Here is a 23561-nt window from a genome sequence, read left to right as displayed (position 1 = left end):
CGTCCGGCAGATCGCTAGCGCTGCCCCTCCAGGTCCATCTTCAGGCTGAACAGCTCCAGCATGTCCTTCATCACCACGATGCCGACCAGGCGGTCGCCGACGGCGACGATCAGGCGGCTGGCCCCCGTGCGGCGCATCAGGGCCATGGCCTCGATGGCGTCCATGCCGGGGTCGACGGTGTTCTCCTCGTTGCAGGGCGCCATGAGGTCGGCGACGCTGCGGTAGGGCCAGGCCTCGCGCGGCACCGTCTTCACCTGGCGCGTCGAGATGCAGCCGCGGAGGTGTCCTTCGGAGACCACGGGGAAGAGGTCGTAGTGATATTCGTAGACATAATCCTCGACGAAGGCGGTGAGCGGCAGGTCCGGCGGCACCGCGACGGTCTCGTGGGTCATGAAGCGGCGCACCGGCTCGCCCTCGAAGAGGCGGCGGGTGACCATCTGCTGGTAGGAGGCCTCGGCCGCGCCGCGCACGAAGAGCCCGATGAGGAACCACCACATGCCGCCGATGAAGTTGCCGGTCACCACGCTGAGCAGGCCCAGCAGCATCAGCCCCATGCCGAAGCCCTTGCCGGCGCCCGAGGCGATGCGGGTCGCCTGGCGAAAGTCACCGCGCCAGTACCACAGGGCGGCGCGCAGCACCCGCCCGCCGTCCATGGGAAAGGCCGGGATCAGGTTGAAGCCGCCGAGCAGCAGGTTGATGAATGCGAGGTAGCCGAGCACGCCGGTGACCGCCACCGGCAGTCCCTGCGCCCGGCCGAGGCCCGCCAGCAGCCAGAAGGCCAGCGCCAGGACGAAGCTGGCGATGGGGCCGGCGATAGCCATCCAGAACTCGACCTTGGCGCTCTTCGGCTCCTCGGTCATCTCGGCGACTCCGCCGAAGATGAAGAGAGTGATGCCCTTGATCGGCAGGCCGTAGCGCCGCGCCACCAGGGAGTGCGAAAGCTCGTGGAAGATCAGCGAGAACACCAGGCCGGCCATGCCGGCGATGCCCATCCACCAGAAAGCCGCCTGGCTGAGGCCCGCGTCTTCGTACCAGGCCGGGAAGACGCCCTTGGCCAGGGACCAGGTCACCAGCAGAGCGAGAAAGATCCAGCTGATGTCGACCCGGATCTTGAAGCCCAGCAGTTCGAAAAGGGTGATGCTGCGTCCGTTCATCCTGAAACCGTCTCTCCCACCGAGAAGCCCTTTGCTCTCTCGATTCTGCATATAATCACCGAAAGGTGATTTCCAACCAATCCCCCTTCCGACCCGCTCCGCGGTGGCGGGCCCTCAGGCCCCTTCGCGCCGCCGCCCCGGTCGGTTAGGATGATGACACGGTATGCCAAGATGGTGCGAGGGGGCCCGTCATGCGAAAGCTGATCCTGATGTTCTTCCTGGCGCTGGCCGCCGCCGCGGCGCGGCCCGCCGCCGCCGAAGAGCTGCGCATCGGCATCTCGCAGTACCCCACCACCCTGCACCCCAGCCGCGAGCCCTCGGTCGCCAAGTCCTACGTCGCCTCCATGACCCGGCGGCCGATGACGGTCTACGACCAGCAGTGGGAGCTGATCTGCATGCTCTGCACCGAGCTGCCGTCCATCGAGGCCGGAACCGCCGAGCCGGAGGACCTGCCGCCGGGGGTCGAGGGCGCCGGCGACGGGCGCGGCATCGCCCTCACCTACAGCCTGCGCCCCGACGCCACCTGGGGCGACGGCACGCCGGTCACCACCAGGGACGTGCTCTTCACCTGGAAGGCGGGGCGCCATCCCACCGCCGGCATCGGCAACCTGGAGCTCTACAAGCGCATCCACGCCATCGACGTGATCGACGACAAGACCTTCGTCATGCACGCCGACCGCATCTCCTACGAGTACGCGGCGATCAACGACTTCCGCATCCTGCCCGCGCACATCGAGGAGCCGATCTTCGACGCGGCGCCGGAGGATTACCGCAACCGCACCACCTTCGACACCGATCCCACCAACAAGGCGCTCTACTACGGCCCCTACCGCATCACCGAGATCATCCCGGGCTCGCGCGTCGTGCTGGAGCCCAACGAGACCTGGTGGGGCAAGCCCCCGGCCTTCGACCGCATCACCGTGCTGATCATCGAGAAGACCACGGCGCTGGAGGCGAACCTGCTGTCGGGCAACATCGACATGATTTCCGGCGAACTGGGCCTGACTCTCGACCAGGCCTTGGCCTTCGAGAAACGCCACGGCGACCGCTTCAACGTCATCTACAAGCCGGGCCTGCTGTACGAGCACATCGACCTGATGCTCGACAACCCGATCCTGGCCGACAAGCGGCTGCGCCAGGCGCTGGTCTACGGCCTCGACCGCGAGGCCATCAACGAGCGCCTCTTCGAGGGCCGCCAGCCGGTCGCCCATACCAGCGTCTCGCCGCTGGACTGGGTCTACTACAAGGACGTGAAGAAGTATCCCTACGACCCGGAGAAGGCCGCCGGGCTGCTGGAGGCCGCCGGCTGGAGCGACCTCAGGCAGGGCATCCGCCACAACGCGGCGGGCGAGCCGCTGCAGCTGGAGTTCATGACCACCGCCGGCAACCGGGTGCGCGAGCTGGTACAGCAGGTGCTGCAGAGCCAGTGGAAGCAGCTCGGCATCGACGTGCGCGTGCGCAACGAGCCGCCGCGCGTCTTCTTCGGCCAGACCGTGCATGAACGCCGCTTCACCGGCCTCGCCATGTTCGCCTGGGGATCGTCGCCGGAGAACGCGCCGCGCTCGACCCTGCATTCCGAGGAGATCCCCAGCGAGCAGAACGGCTGGTCGGGACAGAACTACACCGGCTTCAGGAACGCCGAGATGGACGAACTCATCGAGGCCATCAACCTGGAGCTCGACCGCGCCAAGCGGGAGCAGATGTGGCACCGCCTGCAGGAGATCTATGCCGAGGAGGTGCCGGTCATCCCGCTCTACTGGCGCGCCAATCCCTACATCCTGCCCAAGTGGCTGAAAGGCGTGCGCCCGACCGGACAGCAGGCCTCCTCGACGCTGTGGATCGAGGACTGGACCGTCGAGGGGCGCTAGAGCCGGATGCTCTCTTACCTCGCCCGGCGGCTGATCGAGTCCTTCTTCGTGCTGGCCGTCATGTCGCTGGTGATCTACGCCCTCATCGGGCTCATGCCGGGCGATCCCATCGACATCATGATCTTCTCCGACCCGGAGATGACGCCGGCGGAGGCCGAGCGCCTGCGGGCCATCTACGGGCTCGACCAGCCGATCTTCGAGCGCTATCTGGCCTGGCTCGGCAACGCGCTGACCGGCGACTTCGGCTATTCGCGGCTCTATAACCAGCCGGCCCTGGACATCCTGCTGCCGCGCCTGGGCAATACCGTGATCCTCATGGGCCTCAGTTTCCTGCTGGCCCTGGCCATCGCTCTGCCGGCCGGGATCTACGCCGCCACACGGCCGCAGAGCCCGGTCGACCACGCCATCAACCTGCTGGCCTTCGCCGGCATCTCGGTGCCGCCTTTCTGGCTCGCCATCCTGCTGATCATTCTTTTCGCCGTGACGCTGGGATGGCTGCCCGCCGGCGGTATGGGCGACGGCCGCGACTTCTGGGCCGACCTGCGCTACCTGGCGCTGCCGGTCATGGCGCTGACCATCGCTACCGTGGGCGGCGTCATCCGCTTCATGCGCGCCGCCGCCCTGGAGGCGCTGCGCCAGGACTACGTGCGCACCGCGCTGGCCAAGGGCCTCAGCGGCCGCCAGGTGGTGCTGGGCCACGTGCTGCGCAACGCCATGATCCCGGTGGTCACCATCCTGGCGCTGCAGATGGGCAACCTCTTCTCCGGCGCGCTGATCACCGAGCAGATCTTCGCTTACCTGGGCATGGGCAAGACCATCTACGACGCGGTCATCGGCAACGACTACAACGTCGCCCTGCTCGGCCTGCTGCTGGCGACGCTGACCACCCTGCTGGCCAACCTGCTGGCCGACCTGGCCTACAGCTGGCTCGACCCCAGGATCAGCTACCAATGAGCATCACCTGCCGATGACGGGCGCACCACCACCCCAGGGCCTGCTGGCCGCCGAAGCCGCCCACGCCCAGGGCACGGCGCTGACCGTGCGGCAGATCTTCTGGCGCCGCTTCCTGCGCCACCGCCTGGCCGTCGCCAGCCTGGCCTTCCTGGTGGTGCTGGCGCTGGCCTCCGCCGCCGCGCCGCTGGTGGAGGCGCTGCTGGGCGTCGACGGCAACCTGGTCGACCTCTTCAACGCCAAGCAGCCGCCCTCGCCCGCCAATCCGCTGGGCACCGACGAACTGGGCCGCGACCTGCTGGTCCGCCTGCTCTACGGCGGCCAGGTCTCGCTGGTGGTGGGGCTCGCCGCGGCGCTCTGCGCGGCCGTCGTCGGCACGCTGCTGGGGCTCGCCGCCGGCTACTACGGCGGCCGCCTCGACGCCCTGCTGATGCGCTTCACCGACGGCGTCATCGCCCTGCCGATCCTGCCGCTGCTGATCATCCTGGCGGCCATCGACCTGGGCAAGATCGGCCTGCCCCAAGACCTGGTGACCTCGGAGAGCATCAGTCTCTACCGCATCGTCTTCCTCATCGCGCTGGTCGGCTGGACCACCGTTGCGCGCCTGGTGCGCGGCGCCACCCTGTCAATGAAGACCCGGGAATTCGTGCGCGCCGCCGAGGCCCTGGGCGCCTCCGCGCCGCGCATCATGCTGGTGCACATCCTGCCCAACGTGGTCTCGCCGATCATCGTTGCCACGACCCTGTCGATCGGCGGCATCATCCTGCTGGAATCGGTCTTGAGCTTCCTGGGTCTCGGCATCCAGCCGCCGCTGCCCTCCTGGGGCAACATGCTGACCTCGGCGCAGGAGCTGATCTGGGACGCGCCGGCACTGGCGATCTATCCGGGGGCGCTGATCTTCCTCACGGTCATCGCCTTCAATTTCCTGGGCGACGGCCTGCAGGACGCCCTAGACCCGCGCGCCCTGCAAAGCGAGGACTAGGTCCTTCAGCGCATCAGTTCGGCTGGACGCCCGGGGGCTCCTCCAGGGGGCTTTCCGGCGGCCCGGCTTCGCCCTCGGGCATGGGCCCCTCGCTGGGCGTCGGCTCGGTCGCGGGGTCCGGCAGCGGCGCCGGCTCGGAGGCCGCTTCCGGATCCAGAACCGGTTCTTCCTCCGGCTCCGGCTCCGGCAGGGCGACGGTCACGGTGGCCTGATCGACGCCGTAGAACACCATGGATACCTCGCCCTCGAAGCCCTCGGGCGCGCGGTAGCCTATGGCCCGCACCGGCACGGTGCCGCCACAGGGCACGCTGACGCGCTGGCCGATGCCGGCGTCGTAGACCTGCCCCGTGGCCGGGCCCTGCGAGCCCTCGCCGCTGAACATCTCCTGGCTGGCGGTCTCGAAGGTCGGGGGCGTCATGCCGCAGTACTTGGATCGCACGCCGTAGACCACCACCTCCTGGCCCGGCTCGATGGTGAAGGTGCCGCCGGCGGGCACGCGGGGCGGGCCGGATTCGTAGTAGCCGCGCGGGCCGCCACAGCCGGCGGTCGCCAGCACCACACCCGCGACGGCGAGCGCGCCTGCGCTCCATCGAAGCCCCTTCATCGTACCCCCTCTGTCGAACTGACGGCCGGCTGCCCGGAATTCGGACAGGCCAGGATTCTGCCGGGCGAAGGTACTAAGAGCGGTCCCTCGCCGTCAAACCGCAAAGGGGGCAGTGGGGGTTTAGGCGCGCCTCTTCAGGCCCGGCGGCCGGCGCGCCAGCAGGAAGGAGAGGGCCGTCCCGGCGATGAAACCGCCGGCATGGGCTTTCCAGCCGATCTGCGCCCCGGCCAGGAAATCGCCCAGCCCCGAGATGCCGAAGACCAGGTTGAGCCCCATAAAGACCCCGACGAAGGCCAGGGCCCGGCGGCGCTGGCCGGGCTGACCGCTGGCGAACATGAAGCGCATGGCCGCCCCGGTCATACCGTAAACGGCCCCGGAGGCGCCGATCAGGGCCACCGGCTCCGCGCCGCGGAACCAGAACTCCGCCAGCGCGCCGGCCGCGGCGGTCAGCGCGAAGAGCAGCAGATAGGGGAGGAGGCCCAGATGGCGCTCCACGAAGCTGCCGAAGGCCAGGAAGAAGCCCAGGTTCAGCGCCAGGTGCATGAAGTCGGCGTGCAGGAAGGCATAGGTCACCAGGGAGGGTAGCGCCAGGAGACTGGGCAGGTCGCTGCCCGGCGGCCAGAAAACCGGCGAAACGAAAGCCAGCGCCGACATGAACCAGGTCCAGGCCGGCCCCTCCAGGATGTTCTGCAGGGCAAAGCAGGCCAGCATCGCCAGGGTCAGCCATAGCGTCCCCGGCGGCAGGTTGAACACCGGCTCACGGCCGCGTGGCGGCGGCGGACCCTGATCGGGGTCGTGGAAGTGCTCGGGCGGGACGGACATGAAGGACAGGGCTGGCTGCAGGAACGAAAAGCCCCTTCGATGTGACCCCTCGCCCGCACGAAGGCAAGGAGAAAGCGCTGCCGTCACTAGAGGCCGGCGCTCCCCGCCTGGCCGGCCGCCCCGGATTCCACGAAGGCCCTGACCGCCTCCGGCTCGACGAAAAGACCGGCGATCAGCGCCAGGGCAAGCAGCAGCATCGCCACGTCCTGGCGGTTGACGCGCCGCAGGGTCAGTGCCTCACCGCGGAACAGCGCGGACAGTGAGACAAAGGCCGCCGAGAACAGCAGCAGCTCGCGCAGCAGCGGCGCCACCAGAACCGGCGGCATGAGGGAGGCCGCGGCCAGACTGCCGGCCGCCCAAAGCCCGGTCTCCAGCAGCACGTCCCGCAGCCGGGCGATGAGGTCGCTCGCACCGCGTTCACCGTCGCGACGCCGGCCGTGACCCCGCCTCCAATGCCCGTCGTCGAACCAACCTCGATGCTGCATGGCTTCCACCTCCCTGCCCTCGCGGTTCGGAGGATCGCGCCCTGCCCGCTTAGGCCGAGGCGCGGGCCTCGACGCAGTCCGGCGCAAAGGGCAGCGGCGCTGCCATCGCCGGATTCTGCGGCAGCGTCACACCACGGCGGCGGCGGTGCAGCCCCAGGCGCTGCTCCACCTCGTCCACCAACCGCAGGTAAAGCGGCATCTTGGAGGGTGGCACAGCTGCGGTATGGTCCAGCAGCCAGCGCCCGAAAACCTGGCGCACCGCGGCGGCAGCGCAGTCGAAGGCCGAATCCTCGCGCCGCCGGTCGGCGATCTCCCCGGCCCGGCGCACCGCAAAGGCAATCCGCTTATCGGTCACGAAGGGTTGAGAAAACCTGCACATGCTCCTGTCCTCCTGAAGAGGGGTGGTGGGCCGGCCGCGCCGACCGGACGCCTCCGGCCCACCAGGCCCCCAGAGCCACCGCCGAATCAGGCGGCCTTCTTGGTGCCGTCCGTGACCTGCTTGAAAGCCGGTCCCGTGCCGATCTCGATCCGGCGCGGCTTCATCTCCTCAGGCAGTTCGCGCACTAGGTCGATGTGCAGCAGGCCGTTTTCCAGGCGCGCCCCGGTCACCTTCACGTGGTCGGCGATTTCGAAGCTGCGCTGGAAGGCGCGTCCGGCGATGCCGCGGTGCAGGTACGTCCGGTCGTCGCCGTCATCGCCCATACGGCCGCTGACCACCAGGGTCTGCCCGCGGACCTGGATGTCGAGATCGCCTTCGGCGAAGCCGGCCACCGCCATGGTGATGCGGTAGGACTCTTCATCCTGCTTTTCGATGTTGTAGGGAGGATAGCCAAGGCTCGATTCGTCGAGACGGGCCACTGATTCCAGCAGGCCCGGCAGGCGATCGAAACCGATGGTGGAACGGTACAGAGGACTGAAATCAAAAGCGCTACGCATGATACCCTCCTGATGAGCTGTATCGCGGGGCGCTGCCGTCGACCCAACCAAGAAGGCGCCGTCAAGCCCCGCCTGGATAGCCAAGGGGATCCTCCTCAAGAGCGATCCCGAGGCCCGAGATAGGTACCTCCCAGGCGGTTTCAAGGGGGTCGTCGGAGGTCAGATACAGGAAATTTTTCCGCTATTTCAGGAGTCTGTGCGGTCGCCGCGGCTAGCGCAGCTTCGGCCAGCCGGCGCGCTCGAAGCTGCCTTCGCGGCGGACCCTGCCGCGCTGCTCCACCACCACGATGAGCAGCAGAAACTGGTCCACGTTCTGGTGGTCGCTGGCCAGGGGCAGGATCAGGCGGTCGTAGCGCAGGAAGCTCTCGCCGTCGCCGATGGGGAACACCCGCTCGGAGAAGTGCGGTTCCATCGAGTCCCGCAAATCATCGTAGAGCGCCTGGGCGCTCTTCAGGTAGTCGCCCTGGTAGAGCTCGTCGAAGGTCTTGCCGGTCGGGTCGCGCCCGGCCCGCGAGACGATCTCGGTCCCCGCCAGGCGATAGCGGTAGTGGAAACCGCCGTCCGCGGCCTCGGCCGCGATCATGGCAACGCGCGGCAGCAGCTTGGGGAAGTCGGCGGGGTCGATGTCGTGGCGGCTCGGCAGGCCATCCGCCGGCTTGCGCGCCCGCCAATACTCGAAGAACCAGATGTGGTCCGGGTGCGACAGCGCCGACAGGGGCGCGGCTTCGGCAGTATAGTTCCTGTCTTGCGGCTTCTCGCTCATCCGACATCACCATAAGGGAGCGGAAGAACGAACACTTTCCGGCCGCACGGCATCGCGGCCGGCTCTCAGTGCCCGATGTTCCTGATCGTTAGCTTACCTCTTTCCCGAGGCGCGGCAATGATCGGAGTCAGCTTTCGCAGTAATCTCTCAGGTTGACTTCGGCAGGGTCTGCTCCACCAAAGTCGCCCAGTAGCTGGCGCCGACCACGGAGATTTCGTCGTTGAAGTCGTAGTGCGGGTTGTGCACGGCGCAGCCGCCCGGCCCGCCCTCGGTGCCGTTACCCAGCCAGACGTAGCAGCCGGGCTTGGCCTCCAGCATGTAGGCGAAGTCCTCCGAGCCCATCAGCGGCTCGGCGCCCATCACCACCTTGTCGTCGCCCACCACCTTGGCGGCCACCGCGCCGGCGATGGCTGTCTCGGCCTCCGAGTTGACCAGCGCCGGATAGCGCCGCTCGTAGCGCAGGGTCATGCTGGCGCCCTGTGACTCGCAGATGGCGCGGGCCATGCGGTCGATGTCGCGTTCCATCTGGTCCTGGGTTGCCTTCTTGAAGGAGCGCACGGTGCCGCGGATGACTGCGGTCTCCGGGATTACGTTCCAGGTATCGCCGGCGTGGAACTGGGTCACGCTGACCACCACGGAATCGAGCGGCGCCGTGCGGCGGCTGGCGATGGTCTGCAGCGATGTCACGATCTGCGCGCCTGTCACCACCGGGTCGATGCCGAGTTGCGGCATGGCCGCGTGGGTGCCCTTGCCGGTGATGGTGATTTCAAAGATGTCGAAGGCCGCCATGGCCGGGCCGCTGCGCAGCGACACCGTGCCGACCGGCATGCCGGGCATGTTGTGCAGGCCGTAGACCGCCTCCACCGGGAACTGTTCGAACAGCCCCTCCTCCACCATCACCCGGCCGCCGCCCTCGTTCTCCTCGGCCGGCTGGAAAATGAAGGCGACACGGCCGTCGAAGTTGCGGGTCTCGGAGAGGTATTTGGCGGCGCCCAGCAGCATGGCGGTGTGGCCGTCGTGACCGCAGGCATGCATCTTGCCGTCGTGGCGCGAGCGGTGATCGAAGCCGTTGAGCTCCTGGATGTGCAGGGCGTCCATGTCGGCGCGCAGGCCGATGGCGCGCCCGGAGGTGTTGCTCCGCCCGTCCAGCACGCCGACCACGCCGGTGGTGGCCAGCCCGCGGTGCACCTCGATGCCGAACTCGGCCAGCTTCTCGGCCACGAAGTCCGCGGTGCGCACTTCCTCGAAGGCGGTTTCCGGATGGGCGTGGATGTCGCGGCGCCAGCCCTTGATCTCCTCGTGGAACTCGGCGATGCGGTTGATGACGGCCATGGACGTGACTCTCCTACAGGCGCTTGTGTTCAGGTTTCGGTCGCGGCGGGCGGGGCCGCCCGCTCCACCTCCGGCAGGCGGCCCTCGGCCACCGCGTGGCAGGATACCTCACCCGCCGCCGTCGCCAAGGGCTGCGGCGCCTCGCGGCGGCAGCGCTCCTCGGCGAAGGGACAGCGCGGGTGGAAGTGGCAGCCGCTGGGCGGCGCGATGGGGCTCGGCACCTCGCCGGCCACGGGAATGCGCGGGCGGCCGGTCATCTCCAGGTCCGGGATGGCGTCCAGCAGCATGCGCGTATAGGGATGCTGCGGGCGGCGGAACAGGGCCTTGGCCTCACCCCATTCCACCAGGCGGCCCAGGTACATGACGCCGACGTAGTCGGAGATGTGATAGACCACGGCCAGGTCGTGGCTGATGAAGAGGTAGGTCAGGCCCAGTTCGCGCTGCAGCGCCTTCATCAAGTTCAGGATCTGCGCCTGCACCGAGACGTCGAGCGCCGAGGTCGGCTCGTCGCAGACCAGGAACTCCGGGTTGCTGGCCAGCGCGCGGGCGATGGAGATGCGCTGGCGCTGGCCGCCGGAGAACTCGTGCGGGAACTTCTCGCCGTCGGCCGCCGCGAGCCCTACCTGTTCCAGCAGTTCGCCGACCCGCGCGGCGATGGCGCGGCGTCCGTCAATGAGCTTATGGGCGCGGATCGGCTCGGCGATGATGTCGGATACGCGCCAGCGCGGATTGAGGCTGGCATAGGGGTCCTGGAAAATCATCTGCAGGCGCTTGCGCAAGGCGGCCGCCTCGGCGCGCTCGGTGACGCCCGCCATGTCGGCGCCCTCGAAGAGGATCCGGCCGCGCGTGGCGGCGTGCAGCCCGACCACCAGGCGCGCCACCGTGGACTTGCCGCAGCCGGACTCGCCGACCAGGCTGAAGGTCTTGCCGCGCGGAATCTTGAAGGAGACATCGTCGACCGCCGTCAGCAGGACGCGCTTCTGGCCCTGCAGCAGCCGGTTCAGCAAGGGCGGCGAAACGTCGAAGAGCTTGGCGAGGCCCTCGACCTCGACCAGGACGTCGTCCACCGCCTGCACAGGGCGCGCCTCAGCCATCGGTGCCGCTCCGTTCCGGCGCTTCCTCGTAGAGCCAGCAGGCCGCTTCCGTCGCCTCGACGGTTTCCAGCTCCGGGCGCGCCTGCCGGCAGCGCTCGAAGGCCTTGGGACAGCGCGGATTGAAGGCGCAGCCGGCGGGGATCGCGTTGAGGCGCGGCATGGCGCCGTCGATCTGGGTCAAGCGATCGACATCGTGACCAACCAGAGGGATCGAGCCCATGAGGCCCTCGGTATAGGGATGCCGCGCACGCAGCACCACGTCGGCCACCGGGCCGATCTCGACGATGCGCCCGGCGTACATCACCGCGACCCGGTCGGCGGTCTCGGCGATCACGCCCATGTCGTGGGTCACCAGCATAACCGCGGCTCCGTGATCTCGGCACAGCCGCTTCAGCAGCGTGATGATCTGCGCCTGGATCGAGACGTCCAGCGCGGTCGTCGGCTCGTCGGCGATGATGAGGCGCGGGCTGGCGCAGAGCGCCAGCGCGATGACCACCCGCTGGCGCATGCCGCCGGAGAACTCGTGCGGGTACTGGTCGATGCGGCGCTCGGCCGCCGGGATGCCGACTTCCTGCAGCAGTTCGAGGGCGCGCTTGCGCGCGCCCTTCTCGCTGAGGTCGCTGTGGGTGAGGATGGTTTCGGTGAGCTGCCGCCCGACGGTGTAGAGCGGGTTCAGCGAGGTCAGCGGGTCCTGAAAGACCATGCCGATGTGGCGCCCGCGGATGCGGCGCAGCTTCTCGTAAGGCAGGTTGTCGATGCGCCGGCTGTCGAAGAGGATCTGTCCGCCGGCGATGCGGCAGGGCGGCTCCAGCAGGCCGATGACGGCGGCCCCGGTCAGCGACTTGCCGGCGCCGGACTCGCCGACCACGCCCAGCACCTCGCCCTCGCCGATGGCAAAGGAGATGTCGTCGACGGCGACCAGGGTGCCGCGCCGCCCGGGAATCTCCACGCGCAGGTTCTCGACCTGGAGCAGCGGCTGGTTGGTTCCGGTCCGGCTCATGCCCGTCACCGCAGCTTGGGGTTCAGGGCGTCGCGCAGCCAGTCGCCCAGCAGGTTGACGGCCAGCACCAGGATGGCGAGCGCGGCGCCGGGAAAGATGGTGATCCACCAGGAGCCGGAGAAGAGGAAATCGTTGCCGACGCGGATCAGCGTGCCCAGCGAGGGCGAGGTCGGCGGCACGCCGACGCCCAGGAAGGACAGCGTCGCCTCGGTGATCACCGCGATGGCGAGGTTGATGGTGGCGATCACCAGCACCGGCCCCATGACGTTGGGCAGCACATGGCGCAGCATGATGAGCAGCGGCGGAATGCCGATAACCTGGGCGGCCTGGACGTATTCCTTGCTGCGCTCGACCATGGCCGAGCCGCGCACGGTGCGCGCGTACTGCACCCAGAACGACAAGCCGATGGCGAGCACCAGCACGTAGAACCAGATCTCGCCGTGCAGGTCGCGTGGCAGCACGGTGCGCGAAAGCCCGTCGATCAGCAGGGCGATGAGAATGGCCGGGAAAGTGAGCTGCACGTCGGCGATGCGCATGATGATCGCATCCACTGTGCCGCCGAGATAGCCGCTCAGCAGACCGAGGCCGACCCCCAGCACCATGGCGAAGAGCACCGAGGCGAAACCGACGCCGAGCGAAATGCGCGCGCCGTAGATCATGGTCGAGAGAATGCCACGACCCTGGTCGTCGGTGCCCAGCAGGAAGCGCGGGTCGCCGCCCTCTATCCAGATCGGCGGTATCTCGGAGTCGAGCAGGTCGATGGAGGCCAGGTCGAAGGGGTCATAGGGCGCCACCAGGGGCGCGAAGATCGCAGAGGCGACGAACACCACGGTAATGACGGCGGAGACCATCACTACCGGCGAACGGGTAAAGGAGTGCCAAAGGTCACCGTGAAAGAAGCGCCGGACGCCGTCCGCGAGGTGCGTGGCGAAGCCTCTTCGCACGCCTGCTTGCTGATTTTCGCCGACAGCCATCTGCCCTCTCCTACTGATGCCCGCCGGAGACGGCCTTGTCGGCGCGCAGGCGGGGATCGACGACGTAGTAGAGCAGGTCGACGACGAGATTGATGAAGACGAAGAAGAAGCCGATCATCATGAGGTAAGAGGCCATGACCGGGATATCGACCTCGTTGATCGCCTGGATGAACAGCAGGCCCATGCCCGGCCACTGGAAGACCTGTTCGGTGATCAGCGAGAAGGCGATGATGGAGCCGAGCTGCAGGCCGGTGATGGTGATCACGGGCACCAGGGTATTCTTCAAGGCATGGCCAAAGTTGACGGCGCGGTTGGTCAGGCCGCGGGCGCGGGCGAACTTGATGTAATCGGTGCGCAGCACCTCCAGCATTTCAGAGCGCACCAGGCGCATGATCAGCGTCATCTGGAACAGCGCCAGGGTGATCGACGGCAGGATGAGGGCCAGGAGGCCGGACTTGGTGAGGAAGCCGGTAGACCACCAGCCGAGCTGCACCGTGTCGCCGCGCCCGAAGGTCGGCAGCTGCGGAACCAGGTAGAAGCCGACCGCGGCGTTGATGTCCTGCGACATGACCCCAAAGACCAGGATAAGCAGGATGCCGATCAGGAAGGTCGGCAGCGAAACACCGACCAGCGAAACGCTGAGGAAGACCTGTGACAGCGCCCCGCGCCGGTGCAGCCCGGTATAGACCCCCATGGGCACGCCGATGAAAAGCGCCAGAACGGCGGCGATGAAGGACAGCTCCAGGGTCGCCGGCACCCGCTCGGTGATCAGGTCCGCCACCGGGCGGCGGTGGCGGTAGGAGATGCCGAAGTCGCCCTGCACCGCGTTCACCAGGAAGCGCCCGTACTGCACGAAGAAGGGGTCATCCAGGCCCAGGCGCTCACGCAGCTCCTGGCGCTGCTCCAGGGTCGTGTCCTGCCCCACCATGTTGTTGATGGGATCACCGACGTAGTTGAAGAGCGAGAAGGCAATGAGGCCGACCGCCAGCATCACCCCAATCGATTGTAAGAGCCGTCGGACGACGAAGGCGATCATGCGTTGCTACTTCGATCCCTGAAACAGGCGCCCGGAAAGAGCGAATCAAAAAGGGCCCGGACAACCTGCCCGGGCCCTCTTCATAGCATCTCGTCTACTTCACCGTCACGTGCCGCAGATGGAACATGTTGTCCGGGCGCTGGGCAACGGTCACGCCGTCGCTGACGCCCCAGGACAGCGGCTGCTGGTGCAGCGGGATGTGCCCGACCTCCTCGGAGTGGATCTTGTTGGCCTCGTCGATCAGCGCCTGGCGCTTCTCCGGGTCGGTCTCCACCTGGATCAGGTCGGCCAGCTCGGTCACCCGTTCGTTGCAGTAGCCGCCCAGATTGAAGGCGCCCTTGCCATCCACCCGGCAGGACATCAGCGAGGAGATGGCATTGTGGGCGTCAAAGGTCGAGGGCGTCCAGCCCAGCAGGAAAAAGCTGGTGTCGTAATCGTTCTGGGCCAGAACCTTGCCGAAGTATTTCGACTTGGTCTGCGCCAGCAGGTCCACCTTGACCCCGATGCGCGCCAGCATGGAGGCTACCGCCTGGCAGATCCGCTCGTCGTTCACGTAGCGGTCGTTGGGACAGTCCATGGTTACCTCGAAGCCCTCGGGATAGCCGGCCTCCGAAAGCAGGCCCTTGGCCGTGTCGACGTCGTAGGGCAGGCGTTTGTTGAGCGCCGGATTGAAACCGTTGATCTGCGGGGCGATCATCAGGTTGCTGGGGGTCGAGGCGCCGCGCATGATCTTGGACTTGATCGCCTCGATATCGATGGCCTGGTAGAAGGCCTGGCGCACGCGCTGATCCTTGAAGGGGTTCTTGCCCTTGACGTTGGAATAGAGCAGCTCGTCGCGCGCCTGGTCGAAGCCCAGGAAGATGGTGCGCGCCTCCGGCCCGGTCAGGGGGCTGACCCCCGCCGCGCCTTCCAGACGCTTCCAGTCCTGCACCGGCACCGGATAGGCCATGTCGACGTCGCCGGAGATCAGCGCCGCCACGCGGGTCGCGTCCTGGCTGATGGGCGTGAAGGTCGCCTCGGTGACGTTGCTCTTGGTCTCGCCCCACCAGTTCGGATTCGCCTTCAGCACGGTGCGCACATCCGGCTGGCGCTCGACCACCATGAAAGGGCCGGTCCCGTTCGCGTGGAGGTTCGCATAGTTGCCCTGGTCGTCGCCCTTGACGTTGGTGGCCTGCGTCGTGCCGTGCTCTTCGGACCATTCCTTGTCCATGATCATGAAGATCTCGAGCTGCAGCGGCAGGATGGGGTCGGGCTGCTCCGTCACCAGATCGACGGTGTAGTCGTCGACCTTCACCGCGTCCTTGATCAGGCCCGCGATGACCTTCATGTCCGAGCCTTCGGTATTGATGCGCTGGACGGAGAAGATCACGTCGTCGGCGTTGAAGGTGCTGCCGTTGTGAAAGGTCACCCCCTGGCGCAGGGTGAAGCGCCAGACCGTCGGTTCGACGTTCTCCCAGGAGGTCGCCAGTCCCGGCTGCAGTTCCAGATCCGCGGAGCGCGAGACCAGGCCTTCATAGAAGTTCAGCTGGAAGCCCAGGGTGAAGGTCTCGAACAGCCCATGCGGATCGACGGTCTGCACGTCGCCCTGGAAAGCCCACTTGAAGGGCTTGGCCTCGGCGGTCTTGACGCCGGGAAGAGCCATAGCCGCCAGAAAGCCGGCTATCAGCGTTGCAGCGAAGAAACCGCGTCCCGAAGTGAACCCAATTCGCAGAAACATCGCTGCACCCCCCTGTTCGTCAAAGTTGCGCACAAATGATAAGTGCGCGTTGATTTGTCCGTTTGCGTTACAACCTCTAATGAGGTCTTGGATCTTGTTTGTAACCAACTTAGCCTATTACGAGCCGCTTCCGGAAAACAAGCGGCTTGCTGGGCGTTTACCCCTTCTAGCTGTAGGTATTTAAGTCTTAGAGGCCCTGCTTGATGAAGCGTCCGCCCTTCACAATTACCGGCAGATGCGCGCCCTGGTTTTGCAGGAGACCAAGGTCCGCCAGGGGATCGCCGTCGACCACCAGCAGGTCCGCGAAGGCGCCGGGTGCGACGACGCCGAGGTCGCCCTCCGCGTTCAGGAGGGCCGCATTGACAGAGGTGGCGGAGCGCAGAATCTCATCTGCCGAGAGAGCCTCGGCGCGAATCGAGAACTCGCCCGACTGGTGGGACTGCATGGCGCCCAGCAGGTCGGTGCCGAAGCCGACCGCGACGCCGGCGGCCTTGAGGATCTCCAGCGACTGCACGCCGGCCTCGCGCACCACCTTCAGCTTCTCGATGCTGACCGGCGGCAGGCCCAGCTCCGGCCCGTCGCGCTCCAGCGCCTCGTAGGTCACCAGGGTGGGCACCACAAAGGCGCCCGCCGCCGCGCAGGCCGCGGCGGTCTCGGCGTCGATCAGGTTGGCGTGCTCGATGGAGCGCACCCCGAAGGCGACGCAGCGGGCGATGGCCTCCGGCGTGTAGGCGTGGGCCATGACGTAGGTGCGCCAGGACTCAGCCTCCCAGACGATGGCCCGGATCTCTTCCTCCGAATACTGCAGGTTCCAGATCGGATCGCTGGGCGAGGACACGCCGCCCGAGGCCATGATCTTGATCTGCGTCGCGCCCTTGCGCAGCTCCTCGCGCGCGGCCTTGCGCACCGCCGGCACGCCGTCAGCGATGACGCCGAAGATGGGGCCGCTCTGGCTGCAGAAGCAGAAGTCGCCGTGCCCGGCCTCCAGCGAACGGAAGTCCGCATGGCCGCCGGTCTGTGTCAGCGCGCGCCCGGAATAGAACAGCCGCGGCCCCTCGATGAGCCCGGCCTTGATCGCCATGGCGAGGCCGTAGTCGGCGCCGCCGGCGTCACGCACCGTGGTAAAGCCGCGCTTGAGCGCCGCCTCCAGCAGGTGGCGGGCGTGCTGGTGCAGGAAGGAGCGCGGCAGGTCCTCCATCTTCACGAAGTCCGGCTCCGCCGCCATGGCGTGAAAGTGCGCGTCGATGAGGCCGGGCATGAGAGTGCGGCCCTTCAGGTCGAAGACCTCGGCGCCGCTTGCCTTGATCGGCGTGTCGGAAACTTCCTTGATGCGCTCGCCCTCGACCAGCACGTGGCGGCCGTCCAGCAGCTCGCTCCCCAGGCCGTCGAACAGCCGGCAGTTCTCGAACAGGATCATCTGTCGCAGGTTCCTTCGTCCACCCCTCGCCGCATTATGCTATGCGGCGGCGGTCGGACTGCAAACCGGGAATCACCCGCCGGCCGCCGCGGTCCCGTTGCGCAGCTCCCGCAGCGCCGCGCGGGCCAGAGGCTCGGCCTCGGCCCAGCTCATGCCGGGCTTCAGGCGCGGGTCGTAGAGCAGACGGATCATCAGGCGGTCCTGGTCTGTGAGTTCCACCTGCTTCCCGGAATCGCTGAACACCGAGTCCGCGTCCGGGTCGAGGCCGAATCTCGGGCCCAGGACTTCCGCCGTCTCCTGAACCAGGCAGCCCTTCACGGTGCGCGCGCCTAGGCCGGTGCGGATGAAGACCACGCTGAAGTCGATGCCGCGGCCGCTGGGCCAGCCGCCCCACAGCAGGCCGAAGCAGGTGGCGCTCTGCTCCATGCGGGCGATGAGATCGTCGAAGCTGCGGGTATCGAAGATCCGATGGGCGTAGAGGGAACGGTGGCGGCGCGCCGCGGCGAAGGGGTCGTCGGCGAAGAAGATGAGCAGGTTCGCCTCGCCCGCCGCGGCCTCGGTGATCTCCAGGCCGGTCAACGCGCCGAGGTCGGCCAGGTGCCGCCGGGCCTCCTCCCGGTAGGCCTCCTCCGATTCCCCGACGAAAGCGGCGCGGATCGGGATCTCCCACTTGGCCAGGTGGTCGCGGCCGGGGCGCTCGGTCCCGTAAGCGAGCCGGTGGAAATCGCTGAGCAGGGCTTCTTCAGCCGGGTCGGGCGGCGGCGCGGGGGCCGCGCAGGCTGTCAGGAGCAATGCCGCCGCCATCGCCAATCCGCCGCCGGTTTTCCGCATCCCCATAACCGCTCTCCTGACAATTTCCGCTCCGGCGCCGCCGCGGCGGGCAGCCGCCCTGCCCGATTTGCACGGCTTTCCGACAGCTTAGCTGTTACTATTGCCGACGTAAAAGCCGCCGCGTGATTGCCTCGCGCCGGCCGAGCCCCCAGATATAGCCTGTCCACCCGATCACCACTTTTCGAGCGAGCTGCAGCCAGAACCGCATGTACGCCTTCTTCGAGCGCCTTTTCGACCCCCTCGCCCCCTCCAAGGTCACGCGGCCGCCCAAGTCGACCGCGGCCTTCTTCTGGCATTTCCTGGGGCCGATCCGCTGGCTGCTGCTCGTCACCCTGGTGATTTCCGGCATCGCCGCCGGCGCCGAGCTGGCGCTTTACGCCTTCCTCGGCGTGCTGGTCGACTGGATCAGCGAAGGCGCGCCGGAGAGCTTCCTGGCCGACCACGGCTGGGCGCTGATCGGCATGGCCGTCGTCGCCCTGCTGCTGCGCCCCGCGGCGACCCTGGCCTCGCGCGGGCTGATCAACCTGGCCATCGTGCCGGGCCTGACCAACCGGGTGCGCTGGCTGAACCACCGCTACGTGCTGCGCCAGAGCCTCACCTACTTCCAGAACGACTTCGCCGGGCGCATCGCCCAGAAGGTCATGCAGACCGGCCACGCGGTGCGCGAGGCGGTGGTCAACGTCATCGACGGCGTGTGGTTCCTGGCCATCTACCTCTTCGGCACCCTGGCGCTCTTCGCCGGCATCGACTGGCGCATGCTGGTCCCGGTGCTGGTCTGGATCGCCGCCTACGGCGCCGTCATCTACTTCATGGTGCCGCCGGTCCGGCGCAAGTCCGCCGCGGTCTCGGAAGCCAACTCGGCGCTCACCGGCCGCGTGGTCGACAGCTACACCAACATCCAGTCGGTGAAGCTCTTCGCCCACACCGAGCGCGAGGACTCCTTCGTCGCCGAGGTGATCGGCCGCCACACCAACGCCTTCCGCCGGCTGATGCGCGCCATCTTCGTGATGACGGTGACATTGACGCTGCTCAACACGGTGCTGATCCTGGCGGTCACCGCCCAGGCCGTGGTGCTGTGGATGGACGCCAGCATCTCGGTCGGCGCCATTGCCGTGGCCATCGGCCTGATCATCCGCCTGACCCAGATGTCCGGCTGGATCCTGCGCACCATCACCCACCTCTTCGAGAGCATCGGCACGGTGCAGAACGGCATCGAGACCATCTCCCAGCCCTACGAGGTGACCGACCGGCAAGGCGCGCCGGCCCTGAACGTGACCGCCGGCGAGGTGCGCTTCGAAGACATCGGCTTCCACTACGGCCAGGAAGGCGGCGTCATCGACAAGCTGTCGCTGACCGTCAGGCCCGGCGAGAAGGTCGGCATCGTCGGCCGCTCGGGCGCCGGCAAGTCGACGCTGGTCAACCTGCTGCTGCGCTTTTATGACCTGGAGAGCGGGCGCATCCTCATCGACGGGCAGGACATCGCCCAGGTGACCCAGTCCAGCCTGCGTGCGCAGATCGCCATGGTGACCCAGGACACCGCGCTGCTGCACCGCTCGATTCGCGACAACATCGTCTACGGCCGCCCGCAGGCCAGCGAAGAGGAAATGATGCGCGCCGCCGAGCTGGCCGAGGCCACCAGCTTCATTCCCGATCTGCGCGACCTCAAGGGGCGGCGCGGCTACGACGCCCACGTCGGCGAACGCGGGGTGAAGCTCTCCGGCGGCCAGCGCCAGCGCATCGCCATCGCCCGGGTGATCCTGAAGGATGCGCCGATCCTGGTGCTGGACGAGGCCACCTCGGCGCTGGACTCGGAAGTCGAGGCGGCGATCCAGAGCCAGCTTCAGCACCTCATGCGCGGCAAGACGGTGATCGCCATCGCCCACCGGCTCAGCACCATCGCCGCCATGGACCGCCTGGTGGTCATGGACAAGGGCCACATCGTCGAGCAGGGCAGCCACGCCGAACTGCTGGCCCAGGGCGGCCTCTACGCCCAGCTCTGGGAGCGCCAGTCCGGCGGCTTCATCGGCGTCGACGAGGCCGCGGCCGCGGCGGCGGCGCTCAAGGCGTCCTAGCGCCTCCATAATCCCCGACTCTGCAGTCTCGCCGCGGCGAAGCGCACACCATTGTCGTCCCGGGGCTTGGCCCCGGGACCCATTGGCATTGGTGCGTGGCGATCCCGTGCCATCATCGCATCCCCGCGAGCCGCAAGCGCCGCACCTCATTGTGGGACGGCCTTTGTGGTGGCTCGGGCATTGGGTCCCGGGAACAAGTCCCGGGACGACAGCTTTGTGTTTGCCGGGAATAAACTGTTTCTGCTGGCGATGTGTAAGCGTCGTGCGAATTCAATCGGCAAACAGCAGCTGGTCGAGCCCGCGCACCAGGCCCTTCACCTCGCGCACCCTGCGCGCGGCGGCGAGCGTTCCCTCGACGTAGGGTGCCGCGGTCTCGCCGGCGTCGTGGCGCAGCGTCATGCGCGCGCCGGGCACCGCGAAGAGCGCCTCCACCGAAGCGGTGTAGCTGGGCAGGCGCAGGGCATGGACCTGCACGCCGTTGACCGTGCCGCCGCGGGTCTCCGGCGTGCCGCCGATCTGGTCCAGCGGATAGCCGAGCTCGGGCTGGCGCACGTCGCCCAGGCGCTCGGCCATTTCCCGCGCGGTGCCGCTGGGCGCGTCGGGCTTGGCCGCCTTGGCGTAGTCGATGACCTCGAAGTGGCCGATGTGCCGGGCGGCGATGAGGGCGAAGTGCTGCACCAGGGCGGCGGTCAGCGAGAAGTTGCCCGCCGCCAGCACGCCGACCCCGGCGGCCTTGGCATCCTTGTCGATCTCCGCGTAGTCGGTGGCGGTGAGGCCCGAGGTGCCGATGACCACCGAGATGCCGCGGTGGATCGCCGCGCGGGTGTGCTCCTTCACCGCCTCCGGGTGGGTGTAGTCGATCAGCACCTCGGCACCGCTCAGCGCTTCGCCCACGTCGGCGGTGATGGCGACGCCGGTCGGCGCGCGGTCCAGGGCGTCTCCGACGTCCAGCCCGGCGGTCTTGCGCGCCAGGGCGCCGGTCAGCGTCAGATCGTCGGCGTCCAGGATGCCGGCGGCGATCGCCCTGCCGGTCCAGCCGGTCACCCCGGCCATGCAGATCTTGGTCATCGCGTTTTCTCCCTTTGTCCGGCACCTTCGCGGCCCATGGATGCTGCACCGCGCCGCCGCCTGCTATAGAAGCGTCCCGACCCCATCTCTATCATCCCGGCGCCGGGTCCCCAAGCCGGCGCCCAATGCCAAGGAGTCCCACCGCCATGGCCCGCGTGCACCTGCTGCTCGCCCATCCCCTGCCGGAGAGCTTTTGCGCGGCCATTGCCGATCGCGCCGAGACCGCCCTGGCCGCCGGCGGCCATGAGGTCGATCGCCTCGACCTTTACCAGGAGGGCTTCGATCCCCGGCTGACCGCCGCCGAGCGCCATTCCTACTACCATCCGCCGGCCGACCTCAGCGCCGTTGCATCCTACGTCGACCGCCTGCAGGCCGCCGACAAGGTGGTGCTGGTCTTCCCACAGTGGTGGTTCAATGTGCCGGCGATCCTGAAAGGCTGGTTCGATCGCGTCTTCCAGCCCGGCGTCGCCTTCGACCACACCCCCGGCTACGGACAGATCGAACCACGCCTCGATAAACTCGACAGCGTGCTCGCAGTCACCACCTTGGGCTCGCCCTGGTGGGTGGCGGAGCTGGTGATGCGCAACCCGGTGCGCCGGCAGATCAAGAGCGGCATCGTCTGGGCCTGCGCCCGGCAGGCCCGCTTCCGCATGCTGAACTGCTATGGGACGGAAAAGCTCAGCGCCGCGCAGCGGGAGGCTTTCCTTGGGCGCGTGGAACGGGCGGCGCGCAGCCTATGAGGCCTTGCTGCGCCGGCTGCCCATGCGCGGCACACAGCCCGCCTATGCGGCCTCAAAAGCTTGGCCCCGCGCCGGGGGCGGGGTTAGGCTGCGGCAGCGCGCCTTGCCGCGCGAGTCTTTCTTTAGGAGAACACCCATGAGCGTCCGGCCAAACTCGGCGGCCAGCCGTGACATCGCCTATCACCTGCACCCCTACACCAACGCCCGCAAGAACGAGGACGAAGGCTCGCTGATCCTCGACCGCGGCGACGGGGTCTACGTGGTCGACGAGGACGGCAACCGCTACCTGGAGGCCATGGCCGGGCTGTGGTGCGCGGGCCTGGGCTTCAGCGAGCAGCGCCTGGTCGACGCGGCGACGAAACAGATGTCGAAGCTGCCCTACTACCACTCCTTCGCCCAGAAGACCGCGACCCCGGTGGTCGACCTGGCCGAGAAGGTGGTGCAGATCACCCCGCCGCAGCTGACCAAGGTGTTCTTCGCCAACTCCGGCTCGGAGGCCAACGACACCGCCGTCAAGATGGTCTGGTACTACAACAACGCGCTCGGCCGGCCGGAAAAGAAGAAGGTCATCAGCCGCGTGAAGGGCTACCACGGCGTCACCATCGCCGCCGCCAGCCTGACGGCCATGCCCTACGTGCAGACCGACTTCGACGTGCCCATCCCCAACATTATCCACACCGGCTGCCCGCACCACTACCGCTTCGCCGAAGCGGGCGAGAGCGAGGCCGACTTCACCGACCGCCTGACCCGCGAACTGGAAGAGCTGATCCTCAAGGAAGGCCCCGAGACCGTGGCCGCCTTCATCGGCGAGCCGCTGCAGGGCGCCGGCGGCGTCATCGTGCCGCCGGAGGGCTATTGGGCGAAGATCCAGGCGGTGCTGAAGAAGTACGACGTGCTGCTGATCGCCGACGAGGTCATCACCGGCTTCGGGCGCACCGGCAGCCTCTTCGGCTGCGAGACCTTCGGCCTGCAGCCGGACATGATGACCATGGCCAAGCAACTCAGTTCCGCCTACATGCCGATCTCCGCGGTGCTGGTGTCGGACGCCATCTACCAGGCCATCGCCGACAACTCGGCCAAGCTGGGCTCCTTCGGTCACGGCTATACCTACAGCGCCCACCCGGTCTCCGCCGCCGTGGCGCTGGAGACCCTGAAGATCTACGAGGAGCGCGACATCGTCGCCCACGTCCGCGCGGTGGCCCCGCGCCTGCAGGACGGCCTGCGCCGCTTCGCCGACCACCCGCTGGTGGGCGAGGTGCGCGGCATCGGCCTGATCGCCGCGGTGGAACTGGTGGCCGACAAGGCGTCCAAGGCCCCCTTCGAGCCGGTCGGCAAGGTCGGCGCCTACTTCGCCGGCCGGGCCCAGGCCCACGGCGTGATCTTCCGCAATCTGGGGGACAGCATCGCCTGCTGCCCGCCGATGATCATCACCGAGGCGGAGATCGACGAGGTGCTGGACGCCTTCGGCAAGGCGCTGGAGGAAACCGCGGCCTGGGCGGCCGAACAGGGCCTGGGGAAGGTGGCCTAAAGGAGGATCAGCGCCGCCGCGCCGCGTAAGCCTCTGAAATTAATTGGTTTTGAAGCCGGCCGTAGGCAAACGTGTCGATTTGACGCGGCCGAGGAGCTGCCAGATTGATTTTAGTCAGGTTTAAACCCTGCGGCTTCTGGTATTCTGCGGCCTTCCTGGCTTCCCGAGAGGCTAGGCAGAGCCGGAC

General features: G+C 67.7%; 22 protein-coding genes. 6 read left to right on the top strand and 16 right to left on the bottom strand.

Annotated elements, in window-relative coordinates:
* Window positions 1-14: 14 nt before the first annotated feature.
* Entirely contained in the window at window positions 15-1154 is a 1140-nt protein-coding gene (locus H7X47_RS17545; protein ID WP_193370009.1) for a site-2 protease family protein, read from the bottom strand.
* A gap of 191 nt (window positions 1155-1345) precedes the next feature.
* Here H7X47_RS17545 and H7X47_RS17540 point away from each other — a divergent pair, with 191 nt between their 5' ends.
* The 3 genes from H7X47_RS17540 to H7X47_RS17530 are packed head-to-tail and all read left to right on the top strand — an operon-like array spanning window position 1346 to window position 4955.
* The gene (locus H7X47_RS17540) at window positions 1346-3022 is read left to right on the top strand and encodes a peptide ABC transporter substrate-binding protein (RefSeq protein ID WP_193370008.1); all 1677 of its coding nucleotides are present in this window, start codon (window positions 1346-1348) and stop codon (window positions 3020-3022) included.
* A gap of 6 nt (window positions 3023-3028) precedes the next feature.
* The gene (locus H7X47_RS17535) at window positions 3029-3976 is read left to right on the top strand and encodes an ABC transporter permease (RefSeq protein ID WP_193370007.1); all 948 of its coding nucleotides are present in this window, start codon (window positions 3029-3031) and stop codon (window positions 3974-3976) included.
* Window positions 3977-3989: 13 nt separating this feature from the next.
* Window positions 3990-4955 carry an ABC transporter permease gene (locus H7X47_RS17530; protein ID WP_193370006.1) on the top strand — a complete coding sequence of 322 codons (966 nt, stop codon included), beginning with the start codon at window positions 3990-3992 and terminating at the stop codon, window positions 4953-4955.
* A gap of 13 nt (window positions 4956-4968) precedes the next feature.
* Here H7X47_RS17530 and H7X47_RS17525 read toward each other — a convergent pair whose 3' ends face one another.
* From H7X47_RS17525 to H7X47_RS17460, 14 genes are all read right to left on the bottom strand, one after another.
* Window positions 4969-5559, bottom strand: coding sequence for a hypothetical protein (locus H7X47_RS17525; protein WP_193370005.1), 591 nt, complete (start codon window positions 5557-5559; stop codon window positions 4969-4971).
* A gap of 120 nt (window positions 5560-5679) precedes the next feature.
* The gene (locus H7X47_RS17520; protein ID WP_193370004.1) at window positions 5680-6381 is read right to left on the bottom strand and encodes a rhomboid family intramembrane serine protease; all 702 of its coding nucleotides are present in this window, start codon (window positions 6379-6381) and stop codon (window positions 5680-5682) included.
* 86 nt (window positions 6382-6467) lie between these two features.
* Complete coding sequence (locus H7X47_RS17515) at window positions 6468-6866, bottom strand: hypothetical protein (protein WP_193370003.1); 399 nt, start codon at window positions 6864-6866, stop codon at window positions 6468-6470.
* Window positions 6867-6915: 49 nt separating this feature from the next.
* Window positions 6916-7245, bottom strand: coding sequence for a hypothetical protein (locus tag H7X47_RS17510; RefSeq protein WP_193370002.1), 330 nt, complete (start codon window positions 7243-7245; stop codon window positions 6916-6918).
* Window positions 7246-7331: 86 nt separating this feature from the next.
* The gene (locus H7X47_RS17505; protein WP_193370001.1) at window positions 7332-7802 is read right to left on the bottom strand and encodes an Hsp20 family protein; all 471 of its coding nucleotides are present in this window, start codon (window positions 7800-7802) and stop codon (window positions 7332-7334) included.
* A 211-nt stretch (window positions 7803-8013) separates the two neighbouring features.
* Window positions 8014-8565 (bottom strand): PAS domain-containing protein, encoded by a 552-nt coding sequence (locus H7X47_RS17500; protein ID WP_193370000.1) that lies wholly within the window; start codon window positions 8563-8565, stop codon window positions 8014-8016.
* Window positions 8566-8712: 147 nt separating this feature from the next.
* Complete coding sequence (locus tag H7X47_RS17495; RefSeq protein ID WP_193369999.1) at window positions 8713-9897, bottom strand: M20 aminoacylase family protein; 1185 nt, start codon at window positions 9895-9897, stop codon at window positions 8713-8715.
* 29 nt (window positions 9898-9926) lie between these two features.
* The gene (locus H7X47_RS17490) at window positions 9927-10991 is read right to left on the bottom strand and encodes an ABC transporter ATP-binding protein (RefSeq protein ID WP_193369998.1); all 1065 of its coding nucleotides are present in this window, start codon (window positions 10989-10991) and stop codon (window positions 9927-9929) included.
* Window positions 10984-11991, bottom strand: a complete 1008-nt coding sequence (locus H7X47_RS17485) for an ABC transporter ATP-binding protein (RefSeq protein ID WP_193369997.1) — start codon at window positions 11989-11991, stop codon at window positions 10984-10986. The genes H7X47_RS17490 and H7X47_RS17485 overlap by 8 nt, the downstream gene beginning before the upstream one ends.
* A 5-nt stretch (window positions 11992-11996) precedes the next feature.
* Entirely contained in the window at window positions 11997-12965 is a 969-nt protein-coding gene (locus tag H7X47_RS17480; protein WP_193369996.1) for an ABC transporter permease, read from the bottom strand.
* 10 nt (window positions 12966-12975) lie between these two features.
* Window positions 12976-14001: an ABC transporter permease gene (locus H7X47_RS17475; RefSeq protein WP_193369995.1), complete on the bottom strand. Its 1026-nt coding sequence runs from the start codon at window positions 13999-14001 to the stop codon at window positions 12976-12978.
* Window positions 14002-14095: 94 nt separating this feature from the next.
* Window positions 14096-15643: an ABC transporter substrate-binding protein gene (locus tag H7X47_RS17470; RefSeq protein ID WP_193369994.1), complete on the bottom strand. Its 1548-nt coding sequence runs from the start codon at window positions 15641-15643 to the stop codon at window positions 14096-14098.
* Between the two features lie 262 nt (window positions 15644-15905).
* Window positions 15906-17135 carry a metal-dependent hydrolase family protein gene (locus H7X47_RS17465; RefSeq protein ID WP_193369993.1) on the bottom strand — a complete coding sequence of 410 codons (1230 nt, stop codon included), beginning with the start codon at window positions 17133-17135 and terminating at the stop codon, window positions 15906-15908.
* Between the two features lie 72 nt (window positions 17136-17207).
* Complete coding sequence (locus tag H7X47_RS17460) at window positions 17208-17972, bottom strand: DUF2927 domain-containing protein (protein WP_193369992.1); 765 nt, start codon at window positions 17970-17972, stop codon at window positions 17208-17210.
* A gap of 200 nt (window positions 17973-18172) precedes the next feature.
* Between H7X47_RS17460 and H7X47_RS17455 the strand changes: the two genes are divergently transcribed.
* Window positions 18173-20038 (top strand): ABC transporter ATP-binding protein, encoded by a 1866-nt coding sequence (locus H7X47_RS17455; protein ID WP_193369991.1) that lies wholly within the window; start codon window positions 18173-18175, stop codon window positions 20036-20038.
* A 270-nt stretch (window positions 20039-20308) separates the two neighbouring features.
* Here the strand turns inward: H7X47_RS17455 and dapB are convergent, their stop codons facing one another.
* Entirely contained in the window at window positions 20309-21106 is a 798-nt protein-coding gene (dapB, locus tag H7X47_RS17450; RefSeq protein ID WP_193369990.1) for a 4-hydroxy-tetrahydrodipicolinate reductase, read from the bottom strand.
* Window positions 21107-21252: 146 nt separating this feature from the next.
* On the opposite strand from dapB, the gene H7X47_RS17445 reads away from it, so the two are divergent.
* The gene (locus H7X47_RS17445; protein WP_193369989.1) at window positions 21253-21846 is read left to right on the top strand and encodes an NAD(P)H-dependent oxidoreductase; all 594 of its coding nucleotides are present in this window, start codon (window positions 21253-21255) and stop codon (window positions 21844-21846) included.
* Window positions 21847-21982: 136 nt separating this feature from the next.
* Window positions 21983-23374: an aspartate aminotransferase family protein gene (locus H7X47_RS17440; protein WP_193369988.1), complete on the top strand. Its 1392-nt coding sequence runs from the start codon at window positions 21983-21985 to the stop codon at window positions 23372-23374.
* The last annotated feature ends 187 nt before the right edge of the window (window positions 23375-23561 follow it).

The organism is Pelagibius marinus (genome assembly GCF_014925385.1).
Lineage (GTDB): Bacteria > Pseudomonadota > Alphaproteobacteria > Kiloniellales > Kiloniellaceae > Pelagibius > Pelagibius marinus.
Note: the sequence above shows the minus strand (reverse complement) of the source record. Positions and strands in the feature narration are given on the sequence as shown.

Bases quoted from the DNA above. Each gene is read 5' to 3' on its own strand.
- H7X47_RS17545 (WP_193370009.1), bottom strand. From the start codon at position 1,154: ATGAACGGACGCAGCATCACCCTTTTCGAACTGCTGGGCTTCAAGATC.
- H7X47_RS17540 (WP_193370008.1), top strand. From the start codon at position 1,346: ATGCGAAAGCTGATCCTGATGTTCTTCCTGGCGCTGGCCGCCGCCGCG.
- H7X47_RS17535 (WP_193370007.1), top strand. From the start codon at position 3,029: ATGCTCTCTTACCTCGCCCGGCGGCTGATCGAGTCCTTCTTCGTGCTG.
- H7X47_RS17530 (WP_193370006.1), top strand. From the start codon at position 3,990: ATGACGGGCGCACCACCACCCCAGGGCCTGCTGGCCGCCGAAGCCGCC.
- H7X47_RS17525 (WP_193370005.1), bottom strand. From the start codon at position 5,559: ATGAAGGGGCTTCGATGGAGCGCAGGCGCGCTCGCCGTCGCGGGTGTG.
- H7X47_RS17520 (WP_193370004.1), bottom strand. From the start codon at position 6,381: ATGTCCGTCCCGCCCGAGCACTTCCACGACCCCGATCAGGGTCCGCCG.
- H7X47_RS17515 (WP_193370003.1), bottom strand. From the start codon at position 6,866: ATGCAGCATCGAGGTTGGTTCGACGACGGGCATTGGAGGCGGGGTCAC.
- H7X47_RS17510 (WP_193370002.1), bottom strand. From the start codon at position 7,245: ATGTGCAGGTTTTCTCAACCCTTCGTGACCGATAAGCGGATTGCCTTT.
- H7X47_RS17505 (WP_193370001.1), bottom strand. From the start codon at position 7,802: ATGCGTAGCGCTTTTGATTTCAGTCCTCTGTACCGTTCCACCATCGGT.
- H7X47_RS17500 (WP_193370000.1), bottom strand. From the start codon at position 8,565: ATGAGCGAGAAGCCGCAAGACAGGAACTATACTGCCGAAGCCGCGCCC.
- H7X47_RS17495 (WP_193369999.1), bottom strand. From the start codon at position 9,897: ATGGCCGTCATCAACCGCATCGCCGAGTTCCACGAGGAGATCAAGGGC.
- H7X47_RS17490 (WP_193369998.1), bottom strand. From the start codon at position 10,991: ATGGCTGAGGCGCGCCCTGTGCAGGCGGTGGACGACGTCCTGGTCGAG.
- H7X47_RS17485 (WP_193369997.1), bottom strand. From the start codon at position 11,991: ATGAGCCGGACCGGAACCAACCAGCCGCTGCTCCAGGTCGAGAACCTG.
- H7X47_RS17480 (WP_193369996.1), bottom strand. From the start codon at position 12,965: ATGGCTGTCGGCGAAAATCAGCAAGCAGGCGTGCGAAGAGGCTTCGCC.
- H7X47_RS17475 (WP_193369995.1), bottom strand. From the start codon at position 14,001: ATGATCGCCTTCGTCGTCCGACGGCTCTTACAATCGATTGGGGTGATG.
- H7X47_RS17470 (WP_193369994.1), bottom strand. From the start codon at position 15,643: ATGGCTCTTCCCGGCGTCAAGACCGCCGAGGCCAAGCCCTTCAAGTGG.
- H7X47_RS17465 (WP_193369993.1), bottom strand. From the start codon at position 17,135: ATGATCCTGTTCGAGAACTGCCGGCTGTTCGACGGCCTGGGGAGCGAG.
- H7X47_RS17460 (WP_193369992.1), bottom strand. From the start codon at position 17,972: ATGGGGATGCGGAAAACCGGCGGCGGATTGGCGATGGCGGCGGCATTG.
- H7X47_RS17455 (WP_193369991.1), top strand. From the start codon at position 18,173: ATGTACGCCTTCTTCGAGCGCCTTTTCGACCCCCTCGCCCCCTCCAAG.
- dapB (WP_193369990.1), bottom strand. From the start codon at position 21,106: ATGACCAAGATCTGCATGGCCGGGGTGACCGGCTGGACCGGCAGGGCG.
- H7X47_RS17445 (WP_193369989.1), top strand. From the start codon at position 21,253: ATGGCCCGCGTGCACCTGCTGCTCGCCCATCCCCTGCCGGAGAGCTTT.
- H7X47_RS17440 (WP_193369988.1), top strand. From the start codon at position 21,983: ATGAGCGTCCGGCCAAACTCGGCGGCCAGCCGTGACATCGCCTATCAC.